The organism is Paracoccus haeundaensis, from assembly GCF_006239215.1.
GTDB lineage: Bacteria > Pseudomonadota > Alphaproteobacteria > Rhodobacterales > Rhodobacteraceae > Paracoccus > Paracoccus marcusii.
Window position 1 is genome coordinate 61,490 of sequence record NZ_VDDC01000013.1, and the last position, 19,786, is coordinate 81,275.

A 19,786-nucleotide genomic window follows, 5' to 3' on the forward strand; every position below is an offset into this window, starting at 1 on the left:
GGCAGGCTGCATGACATGCAACCCCGCGACACAGCGGGGGCCGATCACCGACAGGAACCTCACATGACATATCCCCTGACCATGCGCGCCATGCTTCTGGCCTCGGCGCTGGCGCTTGCACCCGCGGCCTGGGCCGAGACGCCGGCCGACACCCTGGTCGTGGCCCACACGATCGACGACATCATCAGCCTGGACCCGGCGGTAAGCTTCGAATTCGCGGGCAACGACGTCAACAACAACACCTATGACCGGCTGGTCGATTTCAACCCGCTGGACCCGGACGCGGGCTTCCAGCCCAGCCTCGCGACCGAATGGGCGGTGTCCGAGGACGGCCTGTCCATCACCTTCACGCTGCGCGAGGATGCGACCTTCCATTCCGGCAACCCCGTGCGCGCCGCGGACGCCGCCTGGTCGCTGCAGCGCGCGGTCAAGCTGGACAAGACCCCGGCCTTCATCTTGACCCAGTTCGGCTTTACCGCCGACAACGTCGATCAGATGATCACCGCCGACGGCAACACGCTGACGCTGACGATGGACAAGCCCTATGCGCCGACCTTCGTGCTGAACTGCCTGACCGCCAACATCGCCAGCGTGGTCGACATGGAGACCGTCATGGCCAACGAGGTCGACGGCGACATGGGCAATGCCTGGCTGAACACGAACGAGGCCGGGTCGGGCGCCTATGTGCTGTCGGCCTGGCGTCCGAACGAGGCGGTGCAGCTGACCGCCTATGAGGAGTACTGGCAGGGCGCCCCCGAGATGAAGCGCGTGATCGTGCGCAACGTCGCCGAATCCAGTGCGCAACGGCTGCTGCTGGAGCAGGGCGACATCGACGTGGCGCGCAACCTGACGCCGACGGACGTGGAGTCCATCGCCGCGGTCGAGGGCGTGACCATCCAGGACGAGCCGCGCGGCCGCATCCTGTACATGGGCCTGAACCAGAAGGACGAACTGCTGTCGAACCCCGCCGTGGTCGAGGCGATGAAGCACCTCGTCGATTACGAGGGCATCACCGGCAGCTTTCTGAAGGGTCAGTTCGTCACCCACCAGACCTTCCTGCCCCAGGGCTATCTGGGCGTGCTGGACGAGCAGCCCTGGACCTATGACGTGGAGAAGGCCCGCCAGATCCTGACCGATGCGGGGATCGAGGGCGGCACCATCACCACCCGCGTGCGCGACCTGCGCGAATACGTGGACGTGGCCCAGACCCTGCAGGCGTCGATGGCCCAGGTCGGCCTGACGCTGGAGATCGAGCAGATGACCGGCGCGCAGGTGCTGGACGCCTATCGCGCCCGCGAGGTTCCGATCTTCCTGGGCGAATGGGGGCCGGATTACTCGGACCCGAACACCAATGCCGCGACCTTCGCCTATAACCCCGACAACAGCGACGAGGCCGCGGCCGTGGGCCTCCTGGCTTGGCGCAACGCCTATGAGGTGCCGGCCGAGATGAACGAGGCCACCGTCGCAGCCACCCTGGAGCAGGACGCCGACGCCCGCGCCGCGATGTACCAGGACATCCAGCGCCAGTACCAGGCCGAGGCCCCGATCGTGCCGCTGTTCCAGCGCATCGAACAGGTCGGCCTGCGCGACGGCGTCCAGAACTGGTGGAGCGGCGGCGCCATTTCGTCGGTCATGTATCGTCAGGTGACGAAGGGCGAATAAATGGCCCTGACCGATCCGACCGGCGTCGCGACCGCATCGTCGCGGCGCCGCGCCCTGACCCGCAGGCGCGTGCGCAGCGTAGCGGGGACCGTCCTGTCGCTGGCGCTGACGCTCTTGGGGCTGCTGCTGGTCACCTTCATCATCGGGCGGGTCATGCCGATCGACCCGGTGCTGAAGGTGGTGGGCGACCGCGCCACCCAGGCCCAGTACGACGCCGCCTATGTGGCGATGGGTCTGGACCAGCCGCTGATCGTGCAGTTCCTGTCCTATGTGGGCGACGTGCTGCGCGGCGATTTCGGGCGCTCCATCTCCACCGGGCAGCTGGTGGCACAGGACATCGCCCGCGTCTTTCCCGCGACCTTCGAACTGGCGGCCCTGGGGACATTCATCGGCGTCGTGATCGGCGTGCCCCTGGGCGTGATCGCGGCGGCGCGGCGCGGCGGCGTCATCGACCAGGTCGCACGGGTCGTGGCGCTGGTCGGCTATTCGATGCCGATCTTCTGGCTGGGGCTGATGGGCCTGCTGATCTTCTATGGCATGCTGGGCTGGGTCGGGGGGCCGGGGCGGCAGGGGATCATCTATGATGGGATGGTGCCAAGCGTGACCGGCATGATCCTGGTCGACAGCCTGATCGCCGGGGACTGGGGCGCATTTCGCGACGCGTTCTCTCACATCATCCTGCCGGCCAGCCTGCTGGGCTATTATTCGCTGGCCTATATCAGCCGCATGACGCGCAGCTTCATGCTGGAACAGCTGTCGGCGGAATACATCACCACCGCCCGCGTCAAGGGCCTGTCCGAACGCGCCGTCATCTGGGGCCACGCCTTCCGCAACATCGCGATCCCGCTGGTGACGGTCATCGCGCTGTCCTTCGGCTCTCTGCTGGAAGGGTCGGTGCTGACCGAGATCATCTTCAGCTGGCCGGGACTGGGCAGCTACATCACCCGCGGCCTTCTGTCGGGCGACATGAACGCGGTCCTGGGCGGCACGGTGGTCGTGGGCGTGTGCTTCGTCGTGCTGAACCTGTTCAGCGACATCCTGTACCGTTTCCTGGATCCGAGGTCGACATGAGCGCCATGACACGCCGCGATTGGCTACTGTCCGACGCGCCCCAGACCCGCCGCCAGGCGCGGCTTGGCGCGATCTATCAGGGGTGGCTGACCTTTCGCGCCAACAAGCTGGCGATGGTCGGGCTGATCATCCTGGTGCTGCTGATCGGCATGGCGATCCTGGCGCCCTGGATCGCGCCGCAGAACCCCTATGCCCAGAACCTGGCCGACCGGCTGCAGCCGCCGTCTGTCGCGCATTGGCTGGGTACCGACGCCCTGGGGCGGGACATCCTCTCGCGGCTGATCCACGGCTCGCGCATCACGCTGTTCATCGTGGGCACGGTCGCGCTGATCGCGCCGGTCATCGGGCTGCTGATCGGCACGGTGGCGGGGTTCGCCGGGGGCTGGGTGGACCAGGTGCTGATGCGGGTGACCGACATCTTTCTGGCCTTCCCCAAGCTGATCCTGGCGCTGGCCTTCGTCGCGGCCCTGGGGCCCAGCATCGGCAACGCGGTGCTGGCGCTGGCGCTGACCGCCTGGCCGCCCTATGCGCGCCTGGCGCGGGCCGAGACGCTGACCATCCGCAACGCCGACTTCATCGCCGCCGCGCGCCTGCAGGGGGCGGGGCGGCTGCGCCTGCTGATCCGCCACATCTGGCCGCTGTGCCTGTCGTCGCTGATCGTGCGGGTGGCGCTGGACATGGCGGGGATCATCCTGTCGGCGGCGGGCCTGGGCTTTCTAGGCCTCGGCGCACAGCCGCCGCTGCCCGAGTGGGGGGCGATGATCTCGGACGGGCGGGGCTATATCCTGGACTTCTGGTGGGTCGCCGCCATGCCGGGCATCGCGATCTTTCTGGTGTCGATGGCCTTCAACCTGCTGGGCGACGGGCTGCGCGACGTGTTGGACCCCAAGGGAGACAAGTCGTGACCGAACCCCTTCTGTCCGTGCGCGACCTGCGCGTTACCTTCCCGACCCGGCAGGGCGAATTCCAGGCCGTGCGCGGCATCGATTTCGACCTGGGCCGCGAACGCCTTGGCGTCGTGGGCGAGAGCGGGTCGGGCAAGTCCATGACCGGCCGCGCGATCCTGGGCCTGGTGCGTCCGCCCGGCCGGGTCGAGGCCGCCCGGATGGAGCTGGAGGGCCGGTCCATCCTGAACCTGCCCGACCGGCAGATGCGCAGCGTCCGCGGCGGGCGCATCAGCATGGTCATGCAGGACCCCAAGTTCAGCCTGAACCCGGTGATGACCGTGGGCCAGCAGATCATCGAGGCCTATCGCCTGCACGCCCGCGCGCCCCGCGCCGCCGCCCGCGCCAAGGCGCTGGAGATGCTTGAGGCCGTGCAGATCCGCGACCCCGAACGCGTCATGGACAGCTATCCGCACGAGGTGTCGGGCGGCATGGGACAGCGCATCATGATCGCCATGATGCTGGCCCCCGACCCGCAGATCCTGATCGCGGACGAACCGACCAGCGCGCTGGACGTGTCGGTCCGGACCGAGGTGCTGCACATCATGGACCGGCTGGTCCGCGACCGCGGCATGGGGCTGATCTTCATCAGCCACGACCTGAACCTGGTCGCGCAGTTCTGCGACCGCGTGCTGATCATGTATGCCGGCCGCGTGGTCGAGACGCTGCCCGCCCGCGATCTGCACCGGGCACAGCACCCCTATACCCGCGGGCTTCTGGACAGCCTGCCGCGGCTGGACGCGCCGGTGTCGCGCCTGTCGGTCCTCCAGCGCCAGGACAGCTGGCGCGACCCCGTCGTGAAAGGCCCCTGAGATGCTGAGCGTTGCCGATCTGACCGTCTGGTTCGGGCAGGAGCCCGACCGCGTCACCGCCGTCCACGATGCGGCCTTCGACGTGGCGCAGGGCGAAAGCTTTGGCCTGGTCGGCGAAAGCGGGTCGGGCAAATCGACCATCCTGCGCGCCATCGCAGGCCTGGTCCCCGGCTGGTCCGGCCACATCGCGGTCGACGGTCAGATCCAGAAGGGAGAGCGGCGCGACCGGGCGTTCTTTCGCACCGTCCAGATGGTGTTCCAGGACCCCTATGCCAGCCTGCATCCGCGCCATTCCGTCGATGCCGTCCTGGCGGAAACCCTGCGCCTGCAGGGCATGGACCGGATCGACCAGCGCATCGTCAAGCTGCTGGACGACGTGGGCCTGGGCCGGGGGTTCCGCTTCCGCTATCCGCACCAGCTGTCCGGGGGACAGCGTCAGCGCGTGGCGATCGCCCGCGCGCTGGCGGCGGAGCCGCGCCTGCTGCTGCTGGACGAGCCGACCAGCGCGCTGGACGTCAGCGTCCAGGCCGAGATCCTGAACCTGCTGGCCGATCTGCGCGACGAACACGGGCTGACCTATCTGATGGTCAGCCACGACCTGTCGGTGATCGCCCATATGTGCGACCGGCTGGCCGTGATGCAGCGCGGCCGCATCGTCGAGATCCTGCCGGCGTCCCATCTGCGGGCGGGGCAGGGCGCCCAGCCCTATACCACCCACCTGATCGAGGCGTCCGCCGGATACCGCCCGGAGGCCCGCCCATGACCGATGCGCGACAGGATGCGGTCGCCCGCGCCGAGGGTTATTTCGACCAGGGCGGATTCCAGGCAGATCTGGCGGCCTTGGTGGCGCATCCGACCGAAAGCCAGGACCCGGCGCAGCGGCCCCATCTGGACCGCTATCTGACCGAGGCGATGATACCGCGCCTGTCCGGTCTGGGTTTCGCCACGCGGGTGCTGGACAATCCCGACCCGCGCGGCGGCCCCCTGCTGATCGCGGAACGGATCGAGGATCCGGCCCTGACCACGGTCCTGACCTATGGTCATGGCGACGTGGTCCGCGCCCAGACCGACCAGTGGCGCGACGGGCTGTCGCCCTTTGTCCTGACCGCCGAGGGCGACCGCCTGTATGGCCGTGGCGCGGCCGACAACAAGGGGCAGCACCTGATCAACCTGGCCGCGCTGCAGGCGGTCATCGACACGCGCGGGCATCTGGGCTTCAACATGCGGATCATCTTCGAGATGTCCGAGGAGACCGGATCGCCCGGCTTGGCCCAGGTCTGCCGGGACCATGCCGATGCGCTGGAGGCCGATGTGCTGATCGCGTCTGACGGCCCGCGCCTGCAGGCCGACGTGCCGACACTGTTCATGGGATCGCGCGCCGCGCTGGCCTTTGATCTGGTGCTGGAGCTGCGGTCGGGGGCGCATCATTCGGGCAACTGGGGCGGTCTTCTGGCCGATCCGGCGATGATCCTGGCCCATGCGCTGGCCACGATCTGCGATCGGCGCGGCCAGATCCAGGTCCCGGAATGGCGCCCCGACAGCCTGACGCCCGCGCTGCGCGACGCCTTGCGCGACCTGCCGGTGATCGAGGCGGGCGGCCCCCAGGTCGATGCCGATTGGGGAGAAGTCGGGCTGACACCCACCGAACGCGCCTTTGGGTGGAACAGCTTTGCGGTGCTGGCGATGACCGCCGGCGTGCCCGACGCACCCGTGAATGCCATCGCGGGCCGAGCGCGGGCGACCTGCCAGCTGCGCTATGTCGTGGGGACCGATCCGGACGACATCCTGCCGGCGCTGCGTCGCCACCTGGACCGCCACGGCCATCACGCGGTGCGCATCGTGCCGCGGGACGGCGATCCCGCCCATGCCACGCGGCTGATGCCCGACCACGACTGGGTGCGCCGGGTCGCGGTGTCGGTCCGGCGGACGACCGGGCAGGACCCGCATCTGCTGCCGAACCTGGCCGGATCGCTGCCCAACGAATGCTTTGCGGAAATCCTGGGCCTGCCGACGATCTGGGTGCCCCATTCCTATCGTGGCTGCTGTCAGCACGCGCCCGACGAACATGCGTTGCAAAGCCTGTCGCAGCAGGCGCTGGCGATCATGGCGGGGCTGTGGTGGGATCTGGGGACGCCCGCGGATCGCACTTGACCGCAGGGGTGACAGATCGGCCGGGTGTCTGAACTCTTTAAACCAATCACCAAGGAGGCCCGGCCGATAAGCCTCTTTTGTCTGAAGTCGGCGGCGGCGTCATCCTGTCCTTATGGACAGGAAAAGATGCACCGATTGGTGCGGTAAGGGTCTGAGCTGAAACGGAAAATGGCGACCCCGGCAGGATTCGAACCTGCAACCTATTGATTAGAAGTCAATTGCTCTATCCAGTTGAGCTACGGGGCCGGCGGGCTGGCCTTTCTTAGCGGCAGGCGCATCGGCAATCCAGACGCTAATCGCCCTGGCAAGCACGAACTTGTGCGCAGGGCCTTCCCATGACCATGGAACGGCACCCGCGGGGCCGGTGTTGATGTGCCACACCACCTGAAGGAGGTCGACATGGACCACGCAAACCACACGCGACTGACCCACGACGAACTGACCGAGGCCGTTCTGGACGGCGCCACCGTCTATGGCCCGGGCGACGAAACCGTCGGCAGCGTGTCGCACACGCATGGCATGGGCGCTTCGGCCAAGGTCGTTCTGGACGTTGGCGGGTTCCTGGGCATCGGCGCCAAGCCGGTCATGGTTCCGGCGACCGACCTGGATTTCATGCGCGACGAAAGCGGCACCGTACATGCCCGGACCAACTGGACCAAGGATGATCTGAAGGCTCTGCCCACGCACGAGCACTGATTGATCGACAGGAAGACGACGGCGCGCATCGCAGGATGCGCGCCGTTTGCATTACAGCATCAGCGTCATGAAGACCGAATGCGGGTCGGCGCGATAGCTGCCGAAGGGCGGGCATTCGGTGAACCCCTCGCGGGCATAGAGGCCACGCGCTGCGACAAATCCGGGCTGCACGCCGGTTTCCAGCGACAGCTTGGCATAGCCCGCGTTCCGCGCGTGACCCAGCATGTGCCGCAGCAGCATCCGCGACACGCCCCGCCCGCGCTGTTCGGACAGCACGTGCATCGATTTCAGCTCTCCCTCGGATGCGCCCAGATCCTTGATGGCACCCATGGCCACAGGTTGGCCCGCGTCGCGCACGACGAAGAAAGCGATGGCGGGGTTCTCCAGCGCCTCCTTGGGCATCATGTGGATCGATCCCGGCGGGGTATCGGCATGCATCTCGGCTGTGTGGCGTTGGAACAGCAGGTCCAGGTCGGGCCCAAGCGGGCTTTCCAGGTCGATCGTCAGCGTCATGTCGGGGTCCTGTCGCCACATGGTCACGGCGGGGCACTATCCCGCCGTGACGCGCGCGTCAAAGGCTTAGCCGCGCGGGGCGGTCGCCTGGTCCAGCACCGGCACAAGCCGGGCCATCGTGCCGTCGACATCGCGCAGCTTGTCCAGACCGAACAGCCCGATGCGGAAGGTCGAGAAGTCGGCCCCTTCATCCACTGCCAATGGCACGCCGGCCGCGATCTGGGTGCCGAGGGCGGCGAAGGCACGGCCCGACTTGACCTCGGGGTCGTCGGTATAGCTGACCACGACGCCCGGCGCCTGGAACCCCTCGGCCGCAACCGAGCGGATGCCGCGCGCGGACAGTTCGTCGCGGACCGCCCGGCCAAGGCGCCATTGCGCGTCGCGCGCGGCAGCGAACCCCATCGCGCGGGTCTCCTCCATCGCGTCGCGCAGGCCCAGCAGCGCGTCGGTGGGCATGGTCGCATGATAGGCATGGCCGCCATCCAGATAGGCCTGCATGATCGCGCGCCATTTCTTAAGGTCCAGCGCAAAGCTGTCGCTGTCGGTGGTGGCCAGTCGTTCGGCGGCGCGATCGGACAGCATGACAAGGCCTGCGGCGGGCGACGCCGACCAGCCCTTTTGCGGGGCCGAGATCAGCACGTCGACGCCCGTGGCCCGCATGTCGACCCAGATGGCGCCCGACGCGATGCAGTCCAGCACCATCAGGGCGCCCACCTCATGCGCGGCATCGGCCAGCGCGGTGATATAGTCGTCGGGCAGGATCAGCCCGGCCGAGGTCTCCACATGCGGGGCAAAGACCGCGTCGGGGCGCGTGTCGCGGATGCGGGCCACGACCTCGTCGATGGGCGGGGGCGCATAGGCGAGCTGGGGCGCGTTCCCCTGCGGGCGGGCCTTGACCACGGTCACCTCGCGCGCGAATGCGCCCGCGTCGAAGATCTGGCTCCAGCGATAGCTGAACCAGCCGTTCCTGACGATCAGCGCATGCGCGTCGCGCCCGAACTGGCGCGCGACCGATTCCATCGCATAGCTGCCGCCGCCCGGCACGATCGCCACCTGGGCCGCGCCATAGACCTCGCACAGACCCGCCGACAGATCGCGCATGACCTGCTGAAAGCGTTTCGACATGTGGTTCAGGGACCGGTCGGTGAACACGACCGAGAATTCGTCAAGGCCGTCCGGGTCGATCTCGGGGCGCTGATGGGGCATGGGTGCATCCTTTCCGTTGCGCGCAGCCTAGCGCCTGTGCGTCTGCGCGGCCAGACCGCCAAAAGGCGCAAACGCCCCCCTTGCGGCCCCCCCTGCGGGGCGACTAGGCTTCGGACACAAGCAACATCAAGGTTTTTCATGCGGATCGGCATCCTTCAATGCGGCCAGTCGCCGGCGCAGCTGAAGCGGGATTTGGGCGACTATCCGGACATGTTCGTGCGCCTGCTGGCCGGGCGCGGATTCGACTTCACCACCTGGCATGTCGAGGGAATGGAGTTTCCACAGGACATCCACGATGCGGACGGCTGGCTGCTGACTGGCTCGCGCCACGGGGCCTATGAGGATCACGCCTTCATCCCGCCGCTGGAGGATTTCATCCGCCGCGTTCACGATGCGGGCGTGCCGATGGTCGGCATCTGCTTTGGTCATCAGATCATCGCGCAGGCCCTAGGCGGCACCGTGGTCAAGCATCCCGGCGGTTGGGCCGTGGGCGCGCAGGATTACGATTTCGGCGGCCAGCCCGTCACGCTGAACGCCTGGCACCAGGATCAGGTCGTGGCCCTGCCGCCCGGCGCGCAGGTCGCGGGCCGGAACGCCTTCTGCGAAAACGCCGCGCTGATCTACGGCGACAGGGCCTTCACCGTGCAGGCGCATCCGGAATTCGGCGACGACTTCATCCAAGGGCTGATGGACACCCGCGCCAAGGGTGTCGTTCCGGACGACCTGCTGGCCGGGGCTGCGGCCCGCATGGGGCAGGCAGACGGCGCGTCCCTGCTGGCCGACCGGATCGAGGCCTTCTTCAAGCAACCCCGCGCCCTGGCGCAAGCCGACAAAGGTGCCGCATGAGCGACTGGACCGAGAAACTGCCCCAGGCCGCGCGCGACTTCATGTCCGGGCGCCGCCTGGACGAGGTCGAATGCATCGTGGCCGACATGGCGGGCGTCGCCCGTGGCAAGGCCATGCCCGCGTCGAAATTCGCGCGGCAAAACCAGTTCTACCTGCCCAATTCGATCTTCCTGCAGACGATCACCGGGGAATGGGCCGACAACCCGTCGGGCGCCTTCACCGAACCGGACATGGTGATGGTTCCGGATTATTCGACCGCCACCGCCGCGCCCTGGACCGCGGACTGGACCATCCAGGTCATCCATGACGCGACCGACCAGCAGGGCAACCCCATGCCCATCGCGCCGCGCAACGTGCTGAAGCGCGTGGTGCAGCTCTATCGTGACAAGGGCTGGAACCCGGTCGTGGCGCCCGAGATGGAGTTCTTCCTGGTCGCCCGCAACATCGACCCGAACCAGCCGATCATCCCGCCCATGGGCCGCACGGGCAGGCGCGCGGCGGCCAAACAGGCCTATTCCATGTCGGCGGTGGACGAATACGGCAAAGTCATCGACGACATCTATGACTTTGCTGAGGCCCAGGGTTTCGAGATCGACGGCATCCTGCAGGAGGGCGGCGCGGGCCAGGTCGAGATCAACCTGAACCATGGCGATCCGGTGGCCCTGGCCGACGAGATCTTCTACTTCAAGCGGCTGATCCGCGAGGCCGCGCTGCGCCACGACTGCTTTGCCACCTTCATGGCCAAGCCCATCGAGGGCGAGCCGGGCAGCGCCATGCACATCCATCATTCGATCACCGATATCGAAACGGGCCGGAACATCTTTTCCGACGAAAAGGGCCGTGAGACGCCGGCCTTCCTGCATTTCATCGCCGGCATGCAGAAGCACCTGCCCGCGGCCATCGCGCTGCTGGCGCCCTATGTGAACAGCTATCGCCGCTATGTCCCGGACTTCGCGGCGCCAATCAACCTGGAATGGGGGCGCGACAACCGCACCACGGGCCTGCGGGTGCCGATCTCGGGGCCCGAGGCGCGGCGGCTGGAGAACCGGCTGGCGGGGATGGACTGCAACCCCTATCTGGGCATCGCCGCCAGCCTGGCCTGCGGCTATCTGGGCCTGCTGGAGGCCGAGAACCCGCGCGCCGAATGCCTGGGCGACGCCTACATGTCCGAGGACGAGCTGCCCTACAACCTGGGCGACGCGCTGGACCTGATGTCCGAGAGCGCACCCATGCGCGGCGTGCTGGGCGAGGATTTCTGCGCCGTCTACGAATCGGTCAAGCGCAATGAATACAAGGAGTTCCTGCAGGTCATCAGCCCGTGGGAACGCGAACATCTGCTGCTGAACGTATGAACCTGCTGCACCTGAACGACGGGCTAGGGGCCTATCCGCCCAGCCTCTATGCCGACCAGTGCGGGCCGCAGCCCGACCTGCCGCCCCTGCGGGGCGAGGCGCGGGCGGACGTCGCGGTGATCGGGGCGGGCTATACCGGGCTGTCCGCCGCGCTGCATCTGGCGCGTTGCGGCCTGTCGGTCCGGGTGCTGGAGGCGCAGCGCGTGGGGTTCGGCGCCTCGGGCCGCAACGGCGGCCAGATCGGGTCCGGCCAGCGGCAGGAGGTCGACTGGCTGGAGGCGCAGCTGGGCCGCGACATGGCCCGCCGCCTGTGGGACCTGGCCGAGGAGGCCAAGGCCGCCGTCCGCCACATCGCGGCCGAAGCGGGCGTGCCGGTCCGGGACGGCATCGCCCATGCCTGCCGCAGCGGGGCGGAGGTCGAACACGCCCGCCACATGGCCGACCATCTGGCACGGCATTACGGCTATGACCGGGTCACGCCCCTGGATCGCGACGGGCTGGCGGCGGCCTTGGGCAGCACTGCCTATGTCGGCGGCGATCTGGACCGCGGGGCGGGGCATGTGCAGCCGCTGGCGCTGGCCCTTGGGATGGCGCGGCTGGCGCGGGATGCGGGCGTCGTGATCCATGAGCGCGCGCAGGTCACCGGCCTGACCCATGGCGCGCCCAGCACCATCCGCACCGATCAGGGCGTGCTGCGGGCCGATCACGTCATCCTGGCCTGCAACGGCTATCTGGGCGATCTGGACCGGGGCGTGGCCGCGCGGGTCATGCCCATCAACAACTATATCGTCGCGACCCCGCCGCTGGACGACCACCCCGAGATCCTGCCGGACCGCATCGCGGTGGCGGACACGAAATTCGTCGTGAACTACTGGCGCGTCGACGACGACCGGCGGCTGGTCTTCGGCGGTGGAGAGACGGTCACCTACCGCTTTCCGCGCGACATTGCGGCGGTGGTCCGCCCGCATCTGCTGTCGGTCTATCCGCAGCTGCGGGACGTGCCCCTGACCCATGCCTGGGGCGGGACGCTGGCCATCACCATGAACCGGATGCCCTGCTTCACCCGCCCCGCGCCGAACTGCCTGTCGGCCAGCGGCTATTCCGGGCATGGCGTGGCGATGGCCACGCTGGCGGGGCGGCTGATGGCCGAGGCCGTGGCGGGCCAGGCCGAACGGTTCGACGCGATGGCTGCCGTTCCCACCCGGCCCTTTCCGGGCGGTGCGGCCCTGCGCAAGCCGCTGCTGGTGGCGGGGATGGCGTGGTTCGGGCTGCGCGACCGGTTAGGGTTCTAGGCCCGTCCGGGCCAGCACCTGCTGACGGATCTCGGCCGATTCGCGGTCGGTCATGCCCAGAAGGCTGGAGACCAGGCGGATCAGGCTGTCCTCATCCGCGTCGCGGCTGTTGTCGGCATAGGCGACCTCCCACAGCGCGGCCAGAACGGCACGACGATCCTCCAGCGCGATGCGGTCCTTGATCTGGCGGGTAAAGCGGACGGTGTCGCTGGCCTCCGCCTCCAGCGCCTCGGCCTGGGCGCGGCGGGCGGCGGCCTCGGCGGCGGTCAGGCCGCGGCGGGACAGGACCTGCTCGATCCGGTCGCGTTCGGCCTGATCGTAATGATCGTCGGCCCGCGCCAGGCGCACCAGCAGCGCGGCGATGGCCAGTTCGGCATCGTCGCGGTCGATCGGCGCGGCGGTATCGCCCATCAGGCGTGTCAGCAGGTCCATGAACATGGCCGAAGGATGCCCCCGAAGGTGCCTGCGGTCTAGCCGGGCCAGCCCTCGACGATGATCACATCTGCGGCAGAGACCGGCTCGCGCAGCGCCTTGGCCGCCTGATAGCCGGGACTGTCGTAACAGGCCTGCGCCGCCTCCAGCGAGGGAAACTCGATCACGACGCTGCGGGGGCGGGCATGGCCCTCGACCACCTGCTGCGCGCCACCGCGCACCAGGAAGCGCGCGCCGTATTCCGCAAAGGGCGCGGCATTGGCCCGTCGATAGGCGTCATAGGCGTCGGGGTCGTCGATCGTCACATGGGCGATCCAATAAGCCTTGGTCATGTGTCCTCCGGGATGCGGATGCGGCCTTGGGCCACGGGAACGGCACGGCCGGACACGCAGACCTGCGCCAGCGCGCCGCCCCTGACGGCGATGCGCAGGCCCAGCTGCGACGGGCGCCCCATCTCGACCCCCTGGCGCAGGGACAGGCGGCTTTCTCCCTCGGGCAGGACGCCTGCGGCCAGCAGGGGGGCGGCCAGGGTCGCGGTGGCCGATCCGGTGGCGGGGTCCTCGGGGACGCCGCTGCCGGGGGCGAACATGCGCGCGCGGAACCCCGCGCCGTCGGGGGCATAGGCATAGACCTTGCCGACCCGTGCCGTAAGCGCCTCGAACGCGGCCCCCGCGGGGCGGGCATCGGACAGGGCCTGCGCGTCGCGCAGCGGCACGAAGATGAAGGCCGGACCCGCATGGGCCACGACCGGCCGATGGTTGCCAAAGCCGATCCGGTCCGCGCCAAGGCCCAGGCCCGCGGCGGCCAGGTCAGCTGCAAACGCATCGCCCAGCTGCGGCAGCACGGGGGCCGCGAATTCGGCCAGGCCGTCTCGGATGGTCACCGGGACCGGCCCAGCCTCCTCCTCCAGCACCAGATCGCCGTCGCCCGCCGACAGGTGCAGCGCGCAGCCGATGGTGGGGTGGCCCGCGAAGGGAATCTCCGCCAGCGGCAGGAAGATGCGGACGCGGGCGCGGTGCGCGGGATCGCGCGGCGCCATGACGAAGATCGTCTCGGACAGGTTGAACTGGCGGGCGATGGTCTGCATCTGCCGTGTGCTCAGGGCATCGGCCCCCATGACCACGGCCAGCGGATTGCCCGCAAAGGGCCGGTCGGTGAAGACGTCATAGACATGATATTCTAGCATCGTCGCCCCGGTTCAGTATTTTTGCGGAACATACAGCTCGCGGGGGACCGCGTCGCGCTCATAATCGGGGTTGAAGACGCGATCGGGCAGCGTGATCTGTTCGTGGTCCACGTCGCCATAGGGGATCAGGCCCAGCAGGTGGTCGATGCAGTTCAGACGCGCGCGCTTCTTGTCGTTGCCGGGTACGATGTACCAGGGCGCCTCGGGGATGTTCGTGCGTTCGAACATGTCCTCCTTGGCCTTGGTATAGGCCTCCCACCGGACGCGGGACTGCAGGTCCATGGGCGACAGCTTCCACTGCTTGAGGGGGTCGTGGATGCGCATCTGGAACCGCATCTGCTGCTCCTCGTCCGTGATCGAGAACCAGTACTTGACCAGCCGGATGCCCGACCGGACCAGCATGCGTTCGAATTCGGGCACATCCTGGAAGAACTGTTCGACCTGATCCTCGGTGGCGAAACCCATGACGCGTTCGACGCCCGCACGGTTGTACCAGCTGCGGTCGAACAGCACGATCTCTCCGCCCGCCGGCAGGTGGGGGACATAGCGCTGGAAATACCACTGCGTCTTTTCCCGGTCGGACGGGGCGGGCAGGGCGACGACGCGGGCCACGCGCGGGTTCAGCCGCTGCGTGATGCGCTTGATGGCGCCGCCCTTGCCGGCGCTGTCGCGCCCCTCGAACAGGACCACGACACGTTCGTTGTTGTGGCTGACCCAGTCCTGAAGGCGGATCAGTTCGGACTGCAGGCGCAGCAGTTCGCGGAAATACAGCTTGCGGTCCATCTGGTCGGGATGGTGGCTGCGATAGATGCGCCGGATCTCGGCCGACAGGGCGGCGTCCTCCATCTCAAGCTCGATATCCTCGTCCAGGGTCTCCTGCAGTTCTGCCTGCAGCCAGTCCTTGTAGTCGTTCATCTGCGTCTCCGGTGGCTTTGCTGCGGTCTAGGGACGGAATGTGACGATAGGGTGTCAGCGCATGAACTGGCGCGCGCAATCGGGCGTGACCGCCAGCACCAGACTGCCGTCGCGCAGCCCGTCGACCGTGCCGCACCAGGCGCCCTGCACGGTGAACAGGCTTTTCGTGCCCCGCGCCGGGCGATAGGCGATGCGCCGGCCCTGGGTGTCGAACAGGTTCAGCACCCCGACCGCGTTCGGCGCGTAATAGCCTACCACCGACCCGTCCGAGGTGAAGATCACCCGCCCCTCGTTCACGCGGTCGGTGGGGCGGTTGCCCGGTGCAGTCGGCGCGTTCGCGGTGTTTCCGGCCGAGTTCCAGGCCGCATGGGGCGCGTTGCCCGGCCGCGCGGGGCTGTTGACGGGGTTCCCGGGCCCCAGGTCGAACGGCAGCTGCGTGCGGTCCAGCACCATCAGCGGCGCGTCGGCCAAGGCCGCGGGGGCGGCCAGCATTGTCAGGAACAGGGCAAGTCGCATCATCGGGGGCATCCTTTTCGCAGGCCCATCATGGCCAAACCCCGCGCCCTGCGCCAGAGGTTGTGCGGCCCGCCCCCGCGCCCTAAGGCGTGACGGGCGGCACCCTGCGCCACCAGCCGCGAAAGGGCAGACCATGGCCGATGACGACTATGTCTATGACGAGGCCACGGGCGAATGGCGCCCCGCCGCCGAGGTCGCGGCCGAGGCCGCCGCCGCCGGCATCGTGCGCGACAGCGCGGGCACGCCGCTGGCCGACGGCGACCAGGTGGTCGTCATCAAGGACCTGAAGGTCAAGGGCAGCAGCACCGTGATCAAGCAGGGCACCGTGATCCGCAGGATCCGCCTGACCGACGACCCGGCAGAGGTCGACTGTCGCCACGACGGCATCAGGGGCCTGGTCCTGCGCACGGAATTCCTGCGCAGGCGCTAGCGGGTCAGGGCCTGCCCGACGCGGGCGAACTCGTCCCGGCTGCCGGGAATGCCAAGCCGCAGCCAGCGGTCCGAATAGGGAAAGCGCCGGGTCCAGACATGTGCGCGGGCCAGCGTGTCCTGGGCCGCCTGCGCGTCCGGCGTGTCGTACAGGCGGAACAGATGCGTCCCGCCCAGGGGCCGCCAGCCCGCGCGCGCGGCCAGCCGGTCCAGGTTCAGCGCGGCTTCGGCGTGATAGGTGACGGTGTCGTCGGCCCAGGCCCGGTCGGCCATGGCGGCGGTCGCGATCTCCAGTGCGGGGCCGCTGACGGACCAGGGGCCCGCTGCCTCGCGCAGCGGCGACAGCAGGGCCGGGTCCGCCAGCGCAAAGCCAAGCCGCAGCCCGGCCAGACCCCAGAACTTGCCGAAGCTGCGCAGCACCACCGCATTGGCGGGCAGGGACCGGGCCAGCGACAGGTCGGGGCGCGCATCCGCAAAACTTTCGTCGACGATCAGCAGGCCGACCCGCCGTGCCAGCGCGGCCAGGGCCAGGGGCGACCATTCCCGCCCGTCGGGGTTGTTGGGGTTCACGACGACGGCCAGGTCGGCGCCATGCATCCTGTCCAGGTCGGGGGCGGGGGTGACGCGCCAGCCCGCGGCGGTCAGGCTGGCCGCATGTTCGTTGTAGCTGGGCGTCAGCACCGCGGCATGGCCCGCGGGCCGCAGGCGCGGCAGCAGCTGGATCGCGGCCGTGGCCCCCGCCATCGGCAGGACATGGTCGTCCGCGCAGCCGAACCATTCCGCGGCGACCCGGATCAGCGCCCGTTCCGCCCTGGCCATCGGCAGCGCGCGGAAGGCCGTGTCCGACAGGGGCTGGACCGGCCAGGGCCTGCGGTTGATGCCGGTCGACAGGTCGATCCAGTCGTTTGTGCCGAACCGTGCCTGCGCCGCATCCAGATTGCCGCCGTGATCGCGTGCCATGCCGCCCCCTTGGTCCTGTCCGCCCCTGCTAGGACACCACCGCGGCGGGGGCAATTCGGACTTTACACCAGTGGTAAAGCCGACCACGATATGTTGTAAGCGCCATGGCCGCCGACCCCCGGTGTTGTGTGGCCACCCAAGGACCACCGCGGCGCAAGACCGCAGCCACAGGCAGACCATGACGCAGATCGATTCCTCCATGCGCATCGACGACATCCACCCGATCGACATCGTCGAAGCCGTGGCCACGCATCACGCCTGGGAGTTCGACCGCCTGGCCGAGGATCAGATCGTCATGGATGTGGACGGCCAGTGGCGCCGCTATGCGCTGACCCTGGCATGGTCGCCCCGCGACGCGGTGCTGCGGCTGATCTGCAGCTTTGACATGGACCCGCCGGCGGACCGCATGCCGGCCATCTATCAGACGATCAACCTGGCCAACGACCGGGTCTGGGACGGGGCCTTCACCTTCTGCGCGCCGCAGCGGCAGATGGTCTGGCGGTACGGGCTGGTGCTGGCGGGGGACGCGATCGCGCTGCCGGAACAGGTGGACCGGATGATCGGCACCGCCCTGGCCGCGTGCGAGCGGTTCTATCCTTCGTTCCAGTTGGCCGGGTGGGGCGGCACCTCGCCCGCCGCGGCGCTGGAGATTGCCTTGGGCGAAACTTACGGACGGGCCTGACATGAACGATTTCGACGACATCAACGCGCGCGGACTGGTCCTGGTCGGATGCGGCCGCATGGGCGGGGCGATGCTGCAGGGGTGGCTGGCGCGCGGGCTGGACGCGGGCGCGGTCACGGTCATCGACCCGAACCTTGCGCCCGAATGGCAGGACCGCGGGTTGCGCGTGAATGCGGACCTGCCGGCCGATCCGGCCGTGGTCGTGCTGGCGGTGAAGCCGCAGATGATGGGTGGCGCGCTGTCTGCCATGCCGGACCTGTCGGGCAGCTTGGTGATATCGGTCGCGGCAGGCACGACCATCGCGACCTTCGAGGCGGCCTTTCCCGGCGCCCCCGTGATCCGGGTAATGCCCAACACGCCCGCGGCCATCGGTCAGGGCATTTCTGCGATGATCGGCAACGGTGCCGCAACGCCCGCGCATCTGGACCTGGCCGAGGCGCTGATGCGCGCCGTGGGCCGCGTCGTCCGGCTGGAGCATGAGGGCCAGATGGACGCCGTCACCGGCCTGTCGGGCAGCGGCCCGGCCTATGTGTTCCACCTGATCGAGGCGATGGCCGCCGCGGGCGCGGCGCAGGGCCTGTCGCCCGCTCTGTCGTTGGAACTGGCGCGCATGACTGTGGCCGGCGCCGGTGCGCTGGCCGTCCATGCGGACGAGGACCCGGCCGTGCTGCGCCGCAACGTGACCTCTCCCAACGGGACGACAGCGGCGGGGCTGGCGGTGCTGATGGACGAGGGCGCGGGCCTGACGCCGCTGATGGTGCGCACCGTCGCCGCCGCGACCGAACGCGGGCGGGAGCTGGGCCGCGGATGATCACCTTTGACGATTTCCTGAAGGTCGACATCCGCGTCGGTACCATCACCCGCGCCGAACCCTTCCCCGAGGCGCGCAAGCCCGCGATCAAGCTGTGGCTGGACCTGGGCGATCTGGGCGAACGCAAATCCTCGGCCCAGATCACCCGGCATTACGACCCCGAAACGCTGGTCGGCCGCCAGGTCCTCTGCGTCGTGAACTTTCCGCCCCGCCAGATCGGCCCCGTCATGTCCGAGGTGCTGGTCCTGGGCGTGCCCGACCCCGACGGAGAGGTCGTGCTGATCCGTCCCGACCTGCCCGTCCCCAACGGAGGCCGCCTCTATTGAAGGTTCTTGTCACCCGCCCGATGACCGATCGCGCCACCGCCGCCATCCGCGCGGCCTGCGACGCGACATTCCGCGACAACACGCCCCTGACCGTCGATCAGGCAGGCCAGGCGATGCGCGATTATGACGCGATCATCCCGACGCTTGGCGATGCGTTCGGGGCCGAGGCCTTCCAGGGCGATCTGCGCTGCAGGCTGCTGGCCAATTTCGGCGCGGGGTTCAACCATATCGACATCGTCGCGGCCCGCGCCGCCGGTGTGGCGGTCACGAACACGCCCGACGTGGTGACGGACGCCACCGCCGACATCGCGCTGACGCTGATGCTGATGGTGCTGCGCCGCGCGTCCGAGGGCGAACGCCTGCTGCGCGCGGGCGGCTGGACCGGGTGGAACCCCACGCAACTGCTGGGCGCGGAGATGTCGGGCCGCACCCTGGGCATCGTCGGCATGGGCCGGATCGGTCAGGCCATCGCGCGGCGCGCGCATCTGGGCTTCGGGATGGAGGTGGTGTTCTTCAACCGCTCGACCGTCGCGGGGCTGGAGTTTCCGGCCCGCCAGATCGGCGATCTACGCGCCATGCTCTCGGCCTGCGACGTGGCGGTGATCGCCGTGCCGGGGGGTGCGGCCACGCGCGGCCTGATCGGCGCGGCCGAACTGGAGGCCCTGGGTCCCCAAGGCGTGCTGGTCAACATCGCCCGCGGCGACGTGGTGGACGAAGACGCCTTGATCGCAGCCCTGGTGGACGACCGCATCGCGGGCGCGGGCCTGGACGTCTATGCGCAGGAGCCGCATGTGCCCCAGGCCCTGCTGGATGCCCCCAATGCCACGCTGCTGCCGCATCTGGGAACGGCCACCGACGACACGCGCACCCGCATGGGCCTGCGCGCGCTGGCGAACCTGCAGGCCCATATCGACGGCGGCGTTCCGCCGGACCTTGTCCGCTAGGAACCTGCCACGGCTGTGGGCGTTATTCCGGCATATGAAC

23 protein-coding genes and 1 tRNA gene are annotated in these 19,786 nt (G+C 68.8%); 15 read left to right on the plus strand and 9 right to left on the minus strand.

The genetic code is table 11. From position 1 onward, the window contains the following. Positions 1 to 63 precede the first annotated feature (63 nt). From FHD67_RS08315 to FHD67_RS08340, 6 genes are read left to right on the plus strand one after another with little or no spacing between them, the layout of a single operon-like run. A complete protein-coding gene (locus FHD67_RS08315; RefSeq protein ID WP_045981646.1) occupies positions 64 to 1,662 on the plus strand; it encodes an ABC transporter substrate-binding protein in 1,599 nt (532 codons plus the stop codon). Further along, positions 1,663 to 2,733, plus strand: coding sequence for an ABC transporter permease (locus tag FHD67_RS08320; RefSeq protein ID WP_139598432.1), 1,071 nt, complete (start codon positions 1,663 to 1,665; stop codon positions 2,731 to 2,733). Continuing rightward, positions 2,730 to 3,638, plus strand: coding sequence for a nickel transporter permease (gene nikC, locus FHD67_RS08325; protein ID WP_176695083.1), 909 nt, complete (start codon positions 2,730 to 2,732; stop codon positions 3,636 to 3,638). The genes FHD67_RS08320 and nikC overlap by 4 nt, the downstream gene beginning before the upstream one ends. Continuing rightward, entirely contained in the window at positions 3,635 to 4,489 is an 855-nt protein-coding gene (locus FHD67_RS08330) for an ABC transporter ATP-binding protein (RefSeq protein ID WP_139598433.1), read from the plus strand. The genes nikC and FHD67_RS08330 overlap by 4 nt, the downstream gene beginning before the upstream one ends. 1 nt (position 4,490) lies before the next feature. Continuing rightward, positions 4,491 to 5,252, plus strand: a complete 762-nt coding sequence (locus FHD67_RS08335) for an ABC transporter ATP-binding protein (RefSeq protein ID WP_139598434.1) — start codon at positions 4,491 to 4,493, stop codon at positions 5,250 to 5,252. After that, on the plus strand, positions 5,249 to 6,640 hold the full coding sequence (locus FHD67_RS08340) for a M20 family metallopeptidase (RefSeq protein ID WP_139598435.1): 1,392 nt from the start codon (positions 5,249 to 5,251) through the stop codon (positions 6,638 to 6,640). The genes FHD67_RS08335 and FHD67_RS08340 overlap by 4 nt, the downstream gene beginning before the upstream one ends. A 169-nt stretch (positions 6,641 to 6,809) precedes the next feature. Here FHD67_RS08340 and FHD67_RS08345 read toward each other — a convergent pair. Then, positions 6,810 to 6,886 (minus strand) — tRNA-Arg (locus FHD67_RS08345). 153 nt (positions 6,887 to 7,039) lie between these two features. Here FHD67_RS08345 and FHD67_RS08350 point away from each other — a divergent pair. Further along, entirely contained in the window at positions 7,040 to 7,336 is a 297-nt protein-coding gene (locus tag FHD67_RS08350; protein ID WP_045981641.1) for a hypothetical protein, read from the plus strand. 51 nt (positions 7,337 to 7,387) lie between these two features. Here the strand turns inward: FHD67_RS08350 and FHD67_RS08355 are convergent, their stop codons facing one another. Then, positions 7,388 to 7,849 carry a GNAT family N-acetyltransferase gene (locus FHD67_RS08355; RefSeq protein ID WP_046001007.1) on the minus strand — a complete coding sequence of 154 codons (462 nt, stop codon included), beginning with the start codon at positions 7,847 to 7,849 and terminating at the stop codon, positions 7,388 to 7,390. A 66-nt stretch (positions 7,850 to 7,915) separates the two neighbouring features. Next, entirely contained in the window at positions 7,916 to 9,055 is a 1,140-nt protein-coding gene (locus FHD67_RS08360) for an aminotransferase class V-fold PLP-dependent enzyme (protein WP_046001006.1), read from the minus strand. 138 nt (positions 9,056 to 9,193) lie between these two features. On the opposite strand from FHD67_RS08360, the gene FHD67_RS08365 reads away from it, so the two are divergent. From FHD67_RS08365 to FHD67_RS08375, 3 genes are read left to right on the plus strand one after another with little or no spacing between them, the layout of a single operon-like run. Beyond that, positions 9,194 to 9,901 carry a type 1 glutamine amidotransferase gene (locus FHD67_RS08365; protein ID WP_045981638.1) on the plus strand — a complete coding sequence of 236 codons (708 nt, stop codon included), beginning with the start codon at positions 9,194 to 9,196 and terminating at the stop codon, positions 9,899 to 9,901. Beyond that, entirely contained in the window at positions 9,898 to 11,253 is a 1,356-nt protein-coding gene (locus FHD67_RS08370) for a glutamine synthetase family protein (protein ID WP_046001004.1), read from the plus strand. The genes FHD67_RS08365 and FHD67_RS08370 overlap by 4 nt, the downstream gene beginning before the upstream one ends. Continuing rightward, on the plus strand, positions 11,250 to 12,545 hold the full coding sequence (locus tag FHD67_RS08375) for an NAD(P)/FAD-dependent oxidoreductase (protein WP_139598436.1): 1,296 nt from the start codon (positions 11,250 to 11,252) through the stop codon (positions 12,543 to 12,545). The genes FHD67_RS08370 and FHD67_RS08375 overlap by 4 nt, the downstream gene beginning before the upstream one ends. Here the strand turns inward: FHD67_RS08375 and FHD67_RS08380 are convergent. Genes FHD67_RS08380 through FHD67_RS08400 form a run of 5 tightly spaced genes read right to left on the minus strand, consistent with a single transcriptional unit; the run spans position 12,534 to position 15,597 of the window. After that, positions 12,534 to 12,977, minus strand: coding sequence for a tellurite resistance TerB family protein (locus FHD67_RS08380; protein ID WP_342775287.1), 444 nt, complete (start codon positions 12,975 to 12,977; stop codon positions 12,534 to 12,536). The genes FHD67_RS08375 and FHD67_RS08380 overlap by 12 nt on opposite strands. 38 nt (positions 12,978 to 13,015) lie before the next feature. Then, positions 13,016 to 13,309 carry a DUF1330 domain-containing protein gene (locus FHD67_RS08385; RefSeq protein ID WP_046001001.1) on the minus strand — a complete coding sequence of 98 codons (294 nt, stop codon included), beginning with the start codon at positions 13,307 to 13,309 and terminating at the stop codon, positions 13,016 to 13,018. Further along, positions 13,306 to 14,163 (minus strand): PhzF family phenazine biosynthesis protein, encoded by an 858-nt coding sequence (locus tag FHD67_RS08390; protein WP_046001000.1) that lies wholly within the window; start codon positions 14,161 to 14,163, stop codon positions 13,306 to 13,308. The genes FHD67_RS08385 and FHD67_RS08390 overlap by 4 nt, the downstream gene beginning before the upstream one ends. A gap of 12 nt (positions 14,164 to 14,175) precedes the next feature. Continuing rightward, positions 14,176 to 15,078 (minus strand): polyphosphate kinase 2, encoded by a 903-nt coding sequence (ppk2, locus tag FHD67_RS08395; RefSeq protein ID WP_045981633.1) that lies wholly within the window; start codon positions 15,076 to 15,078, stop codon positions 14,176 to 14,178. Between the two features lie 54 nt (positions 15,079 to 15,132). Continuing rightward, positions 15,133 to 15,597: a hypothetical protein gene (locus tag FHD67_RS08400; protein WP_176695084.1), complete on the minus strand. Its 465-nt coding sequence runs from the start codon at positions 15,595 to 15,597 to the stop codon at positions 15,133 to 15,135. A gap of 130 nt (positions 15,598 to 15,727) precedes the next feature. Between FHD67_RS08400 and FHD67_RS08405 the strand changes: the two genes are divergently transcribed. Continuing rightward, positions 15,728 to 16,024 (plus strand): alkylphosphonate utilization protein, encoded by a 297-nt coding sequence (locus FHD67_RS08405; protein ID WP_139598437.1) that lies wholly within the window; start codon positions 15,728 to 15,730, stop codon positions 16,022 to 16,024. On the opposite strand, the gene cobD is transcribed toward FHD67_RS08405, so the two are convergent. Then, positions 16,021 to 16,983: a threonine-phosphate decarboxylase CobD gene (gene cobD / locus FHD67_RS08410; protein WP_139598438.1), complete on the minus strand. Its 963-nt coding sequence runs from the start codon at positions 16,981 to 16,983 to the stop codon at positions 16,021 to 16,023. The two genes, FHD67_RS08405 and cobD, sit on opposite strands and share 4 nt — an antisense overlap. A gap of 178 nt (positions 16,984 to 17,161) precedes the next feature. Here cobD and FHD67_RS08415 point away from each other — a divergent pair, with 178 nt between their 5' ends. From FHD67_RS08415 to FHD67_RS08430, 4 genes are read left to right on the plus strand one after another with little or no spacing between them, the layout of a single operon-like run. Further along, positions 17,162 to 17,665: a type III secretion system chaperone family protein gene (locus tag FHD67_RS08415; RefSeq protein ID WP_046000997.1), complete on the plus strand. Its 504-nt coding sequence runs from the start codon at positions 17,162 to 17,164 to the stop codon at positions 17,663 to 17,665. A 1-nt stretch (position 17,666) separates the two neighbouring features. Further along, entirely contained in the window at positions 17,667 to 18,476 is an 810-nt protein-coding gene (proC, locus tag FHD67_RS08420; protein ID WP_139598439.1) for a pyrroline-5-carboxylate reductase, read from the plus strand. Continuing rightward, positions 18,473 to 18,802, plus strand: coding sequence for a tRNA-binding protein (locus FHD67_RS08425; RefSeq protein WP_139598440.1), 330 nt, complete (start codon positions 18,473 to 18,475; stop codon positions 18,800 to 18,802). Before proC ends, FHD67_RS08425 begins: the two co-directional genes overlap by 4 nt. Continuing rightward, on the plus strand, positions 18,799 to 19,746 hold the full coding sequence (locus tag FHD67_RS08430; RefSeq protein ID WP_139598441.1) for a 2-hydroxyacid dehydrogenase: 948 nt from the start codon (positions 18,799 to 18,801) through the stop codon (positions 19,744 to 19,746). The genes FHD67_RS08425 and FHD67_RS08430 overlap by 4 nt, the downstream gene beginning before the upstream one ends. Positions 19,747 to 19,786: the final 40 nt, after the last annotated feature.

What these genes read in the sequence shown, in the direction of transcription:
- FHD67_RS08315 (WP_045981646.1), top strand. Translation starts at nt 64, where the DNA reads ATGACATATCCCCTGACCATGCGCGCCATGCTTCTGGCCTCGGCGCTG.
- FHD67_RS08320 (WP_139598432.1), top strand. Translation starts at nt 1,663, where the DNA reads ATGGCCCTGACCGATCCGACCGGCGTCGCGACCGCATCGTCGCGGCGC.
- nikC (WP_176695083.1), top strand. Translation starts at nt 2,730, where the DNA reads ATGAGCGCCATGACACGCCGCGATTGGCTACTGTCCGACGCGCCCCAG.
- FHD67_RS08335 (WP_139598434.1), top strand. Translation starts at nt 4,491, where the DNA reads ATGCTGAGCGTTGCCGATCTGACCGTCTGGTTCGGGCAGGAGCCCGAC.
- FHD67_RS08340 (WP_139598435.1), top strand. Translation starts at nt 5,249, where the DNA reads ATGACCGATGCGCGACAGGATGCGGTCGCCCGCGCCGAGGGTTATTTC.
- FHD67_RS08350 (WP_045981641.1), top strand. Translation starts at nt 7,040, where the DNA reads ATGGACCACGCAAACCACACGCGACTGACCCACGACGAACTGACCGAG.
- FHD67_RS08355 (WP_046001007.1), bottom strand. Translation starts at nt 7,849, where the DNA reads ATGACGCTGACGATCGACCTGGAAAGCCCGCTTGGGCCCGACCTGGAC.
- FHD67_RS08360 (WP_046001006.1), bottom strand. Translation starts at nt 9,055, where the DNA reads ATGCCCCATCAGCGCCCCGAGATCGACCCGGACGGCCTTGACGAATTC.
- FHD67_RS08365 (WP_045981638.1), top strand. Translation starts at nt 9,194, where the DNA reads ATGCGGATCGGCATCCTTCAATGCGGCCAGTCGCCGGCGCAGCTGAAG.
- FHD67_RS08370 (WP_046001004.1), top strand. Translation starts at nt 9,898, where the DNA reads ATGAGCGACTGGACCGAGAAACTGCCCCAGGCCGCGCGCGACTTCATG.
- FHD67_RS08375 (WP_139598436.1), top strand. Translation starts at nt 11,250, where the DNA reads ATGAACCTGCTGCACCTGAACGACGGGCTAGGGGCCTATCCGCCCAGC.
- FHD67_RS08380 (WP_342775287.1), bottom strand. Translation starts at nt 12,977, where the DNA reads ATGGACCTGCTGACACGCCTGATGGGCGATACCGCCGCGCCGATCGAC.
- FHD67_RS08385 (WP_046001001.1), bottom strand. Translation starts at nt 13,309, where the DNA reads ATGACCAAGGCTTATTGGATCGCCCATGTGACGATCGACGACCCCGAC.
- FHD67_RS08390 (WP_046001000.1), bottom strand. Translation starts at nt 14,163, where the DNA reads ATGCTAGAATATCATGTCTATGACGTCTTCACCGACCGGCCCTTTGCG.
- ppk2 (WP_045981633.1), bottom strand. Translation starts at nt 15,078, where the DNA reads ATGAACGACTACAAGGACTGGCTGCAGGCAGAACTGCAGGAGACCCTG.
- FHD67_RS08400 (WP_176695084.1), bottom strand. Translation starts at nt 15,597, where the DNA reads ATGATGCGACTTGCCCTGTTCCTGACAATGCTGGCCGCCCCCGCGGCC.
- FHD67_RS08405 (WP_139598437.1), top strand. Translation starts at nt 15,728, where the DNA reads ATGGCCGATGACGACTATGTCTATGACGAGGCCACGGGCGAATGGCGC.
- cobD (WP_139598438.1), bottom strand. Translation starts at nt 16,983, where the DNA reads ATGGCACGCGATCACGGCGGCAATCTGGATGCGGCGCAGGCACGGTTC.
- FHD67_RS08415 (WP_046000997.1), top strand. Translation starts at nt 17,162, where the DNA reads ATGACGCAGATCGATTCCTCCATGCGCATCGACGACATCCACCCGATC.
- proC (WP_139598439.1), top strand. Translation starts at nt 17,667, where the DNA reads ATGAACGATTTCGACGACATCAACGCGCGCGGACTGGTCCTGGTCGGA.
- FHD67_RS08425 (WP_139598440.1), top strand. Translation starts at nt 18,473, where the DNA reads ATGATCACCTTTGACGATTTCCTGAAGGTCGACATCCGCGTCGGTACC.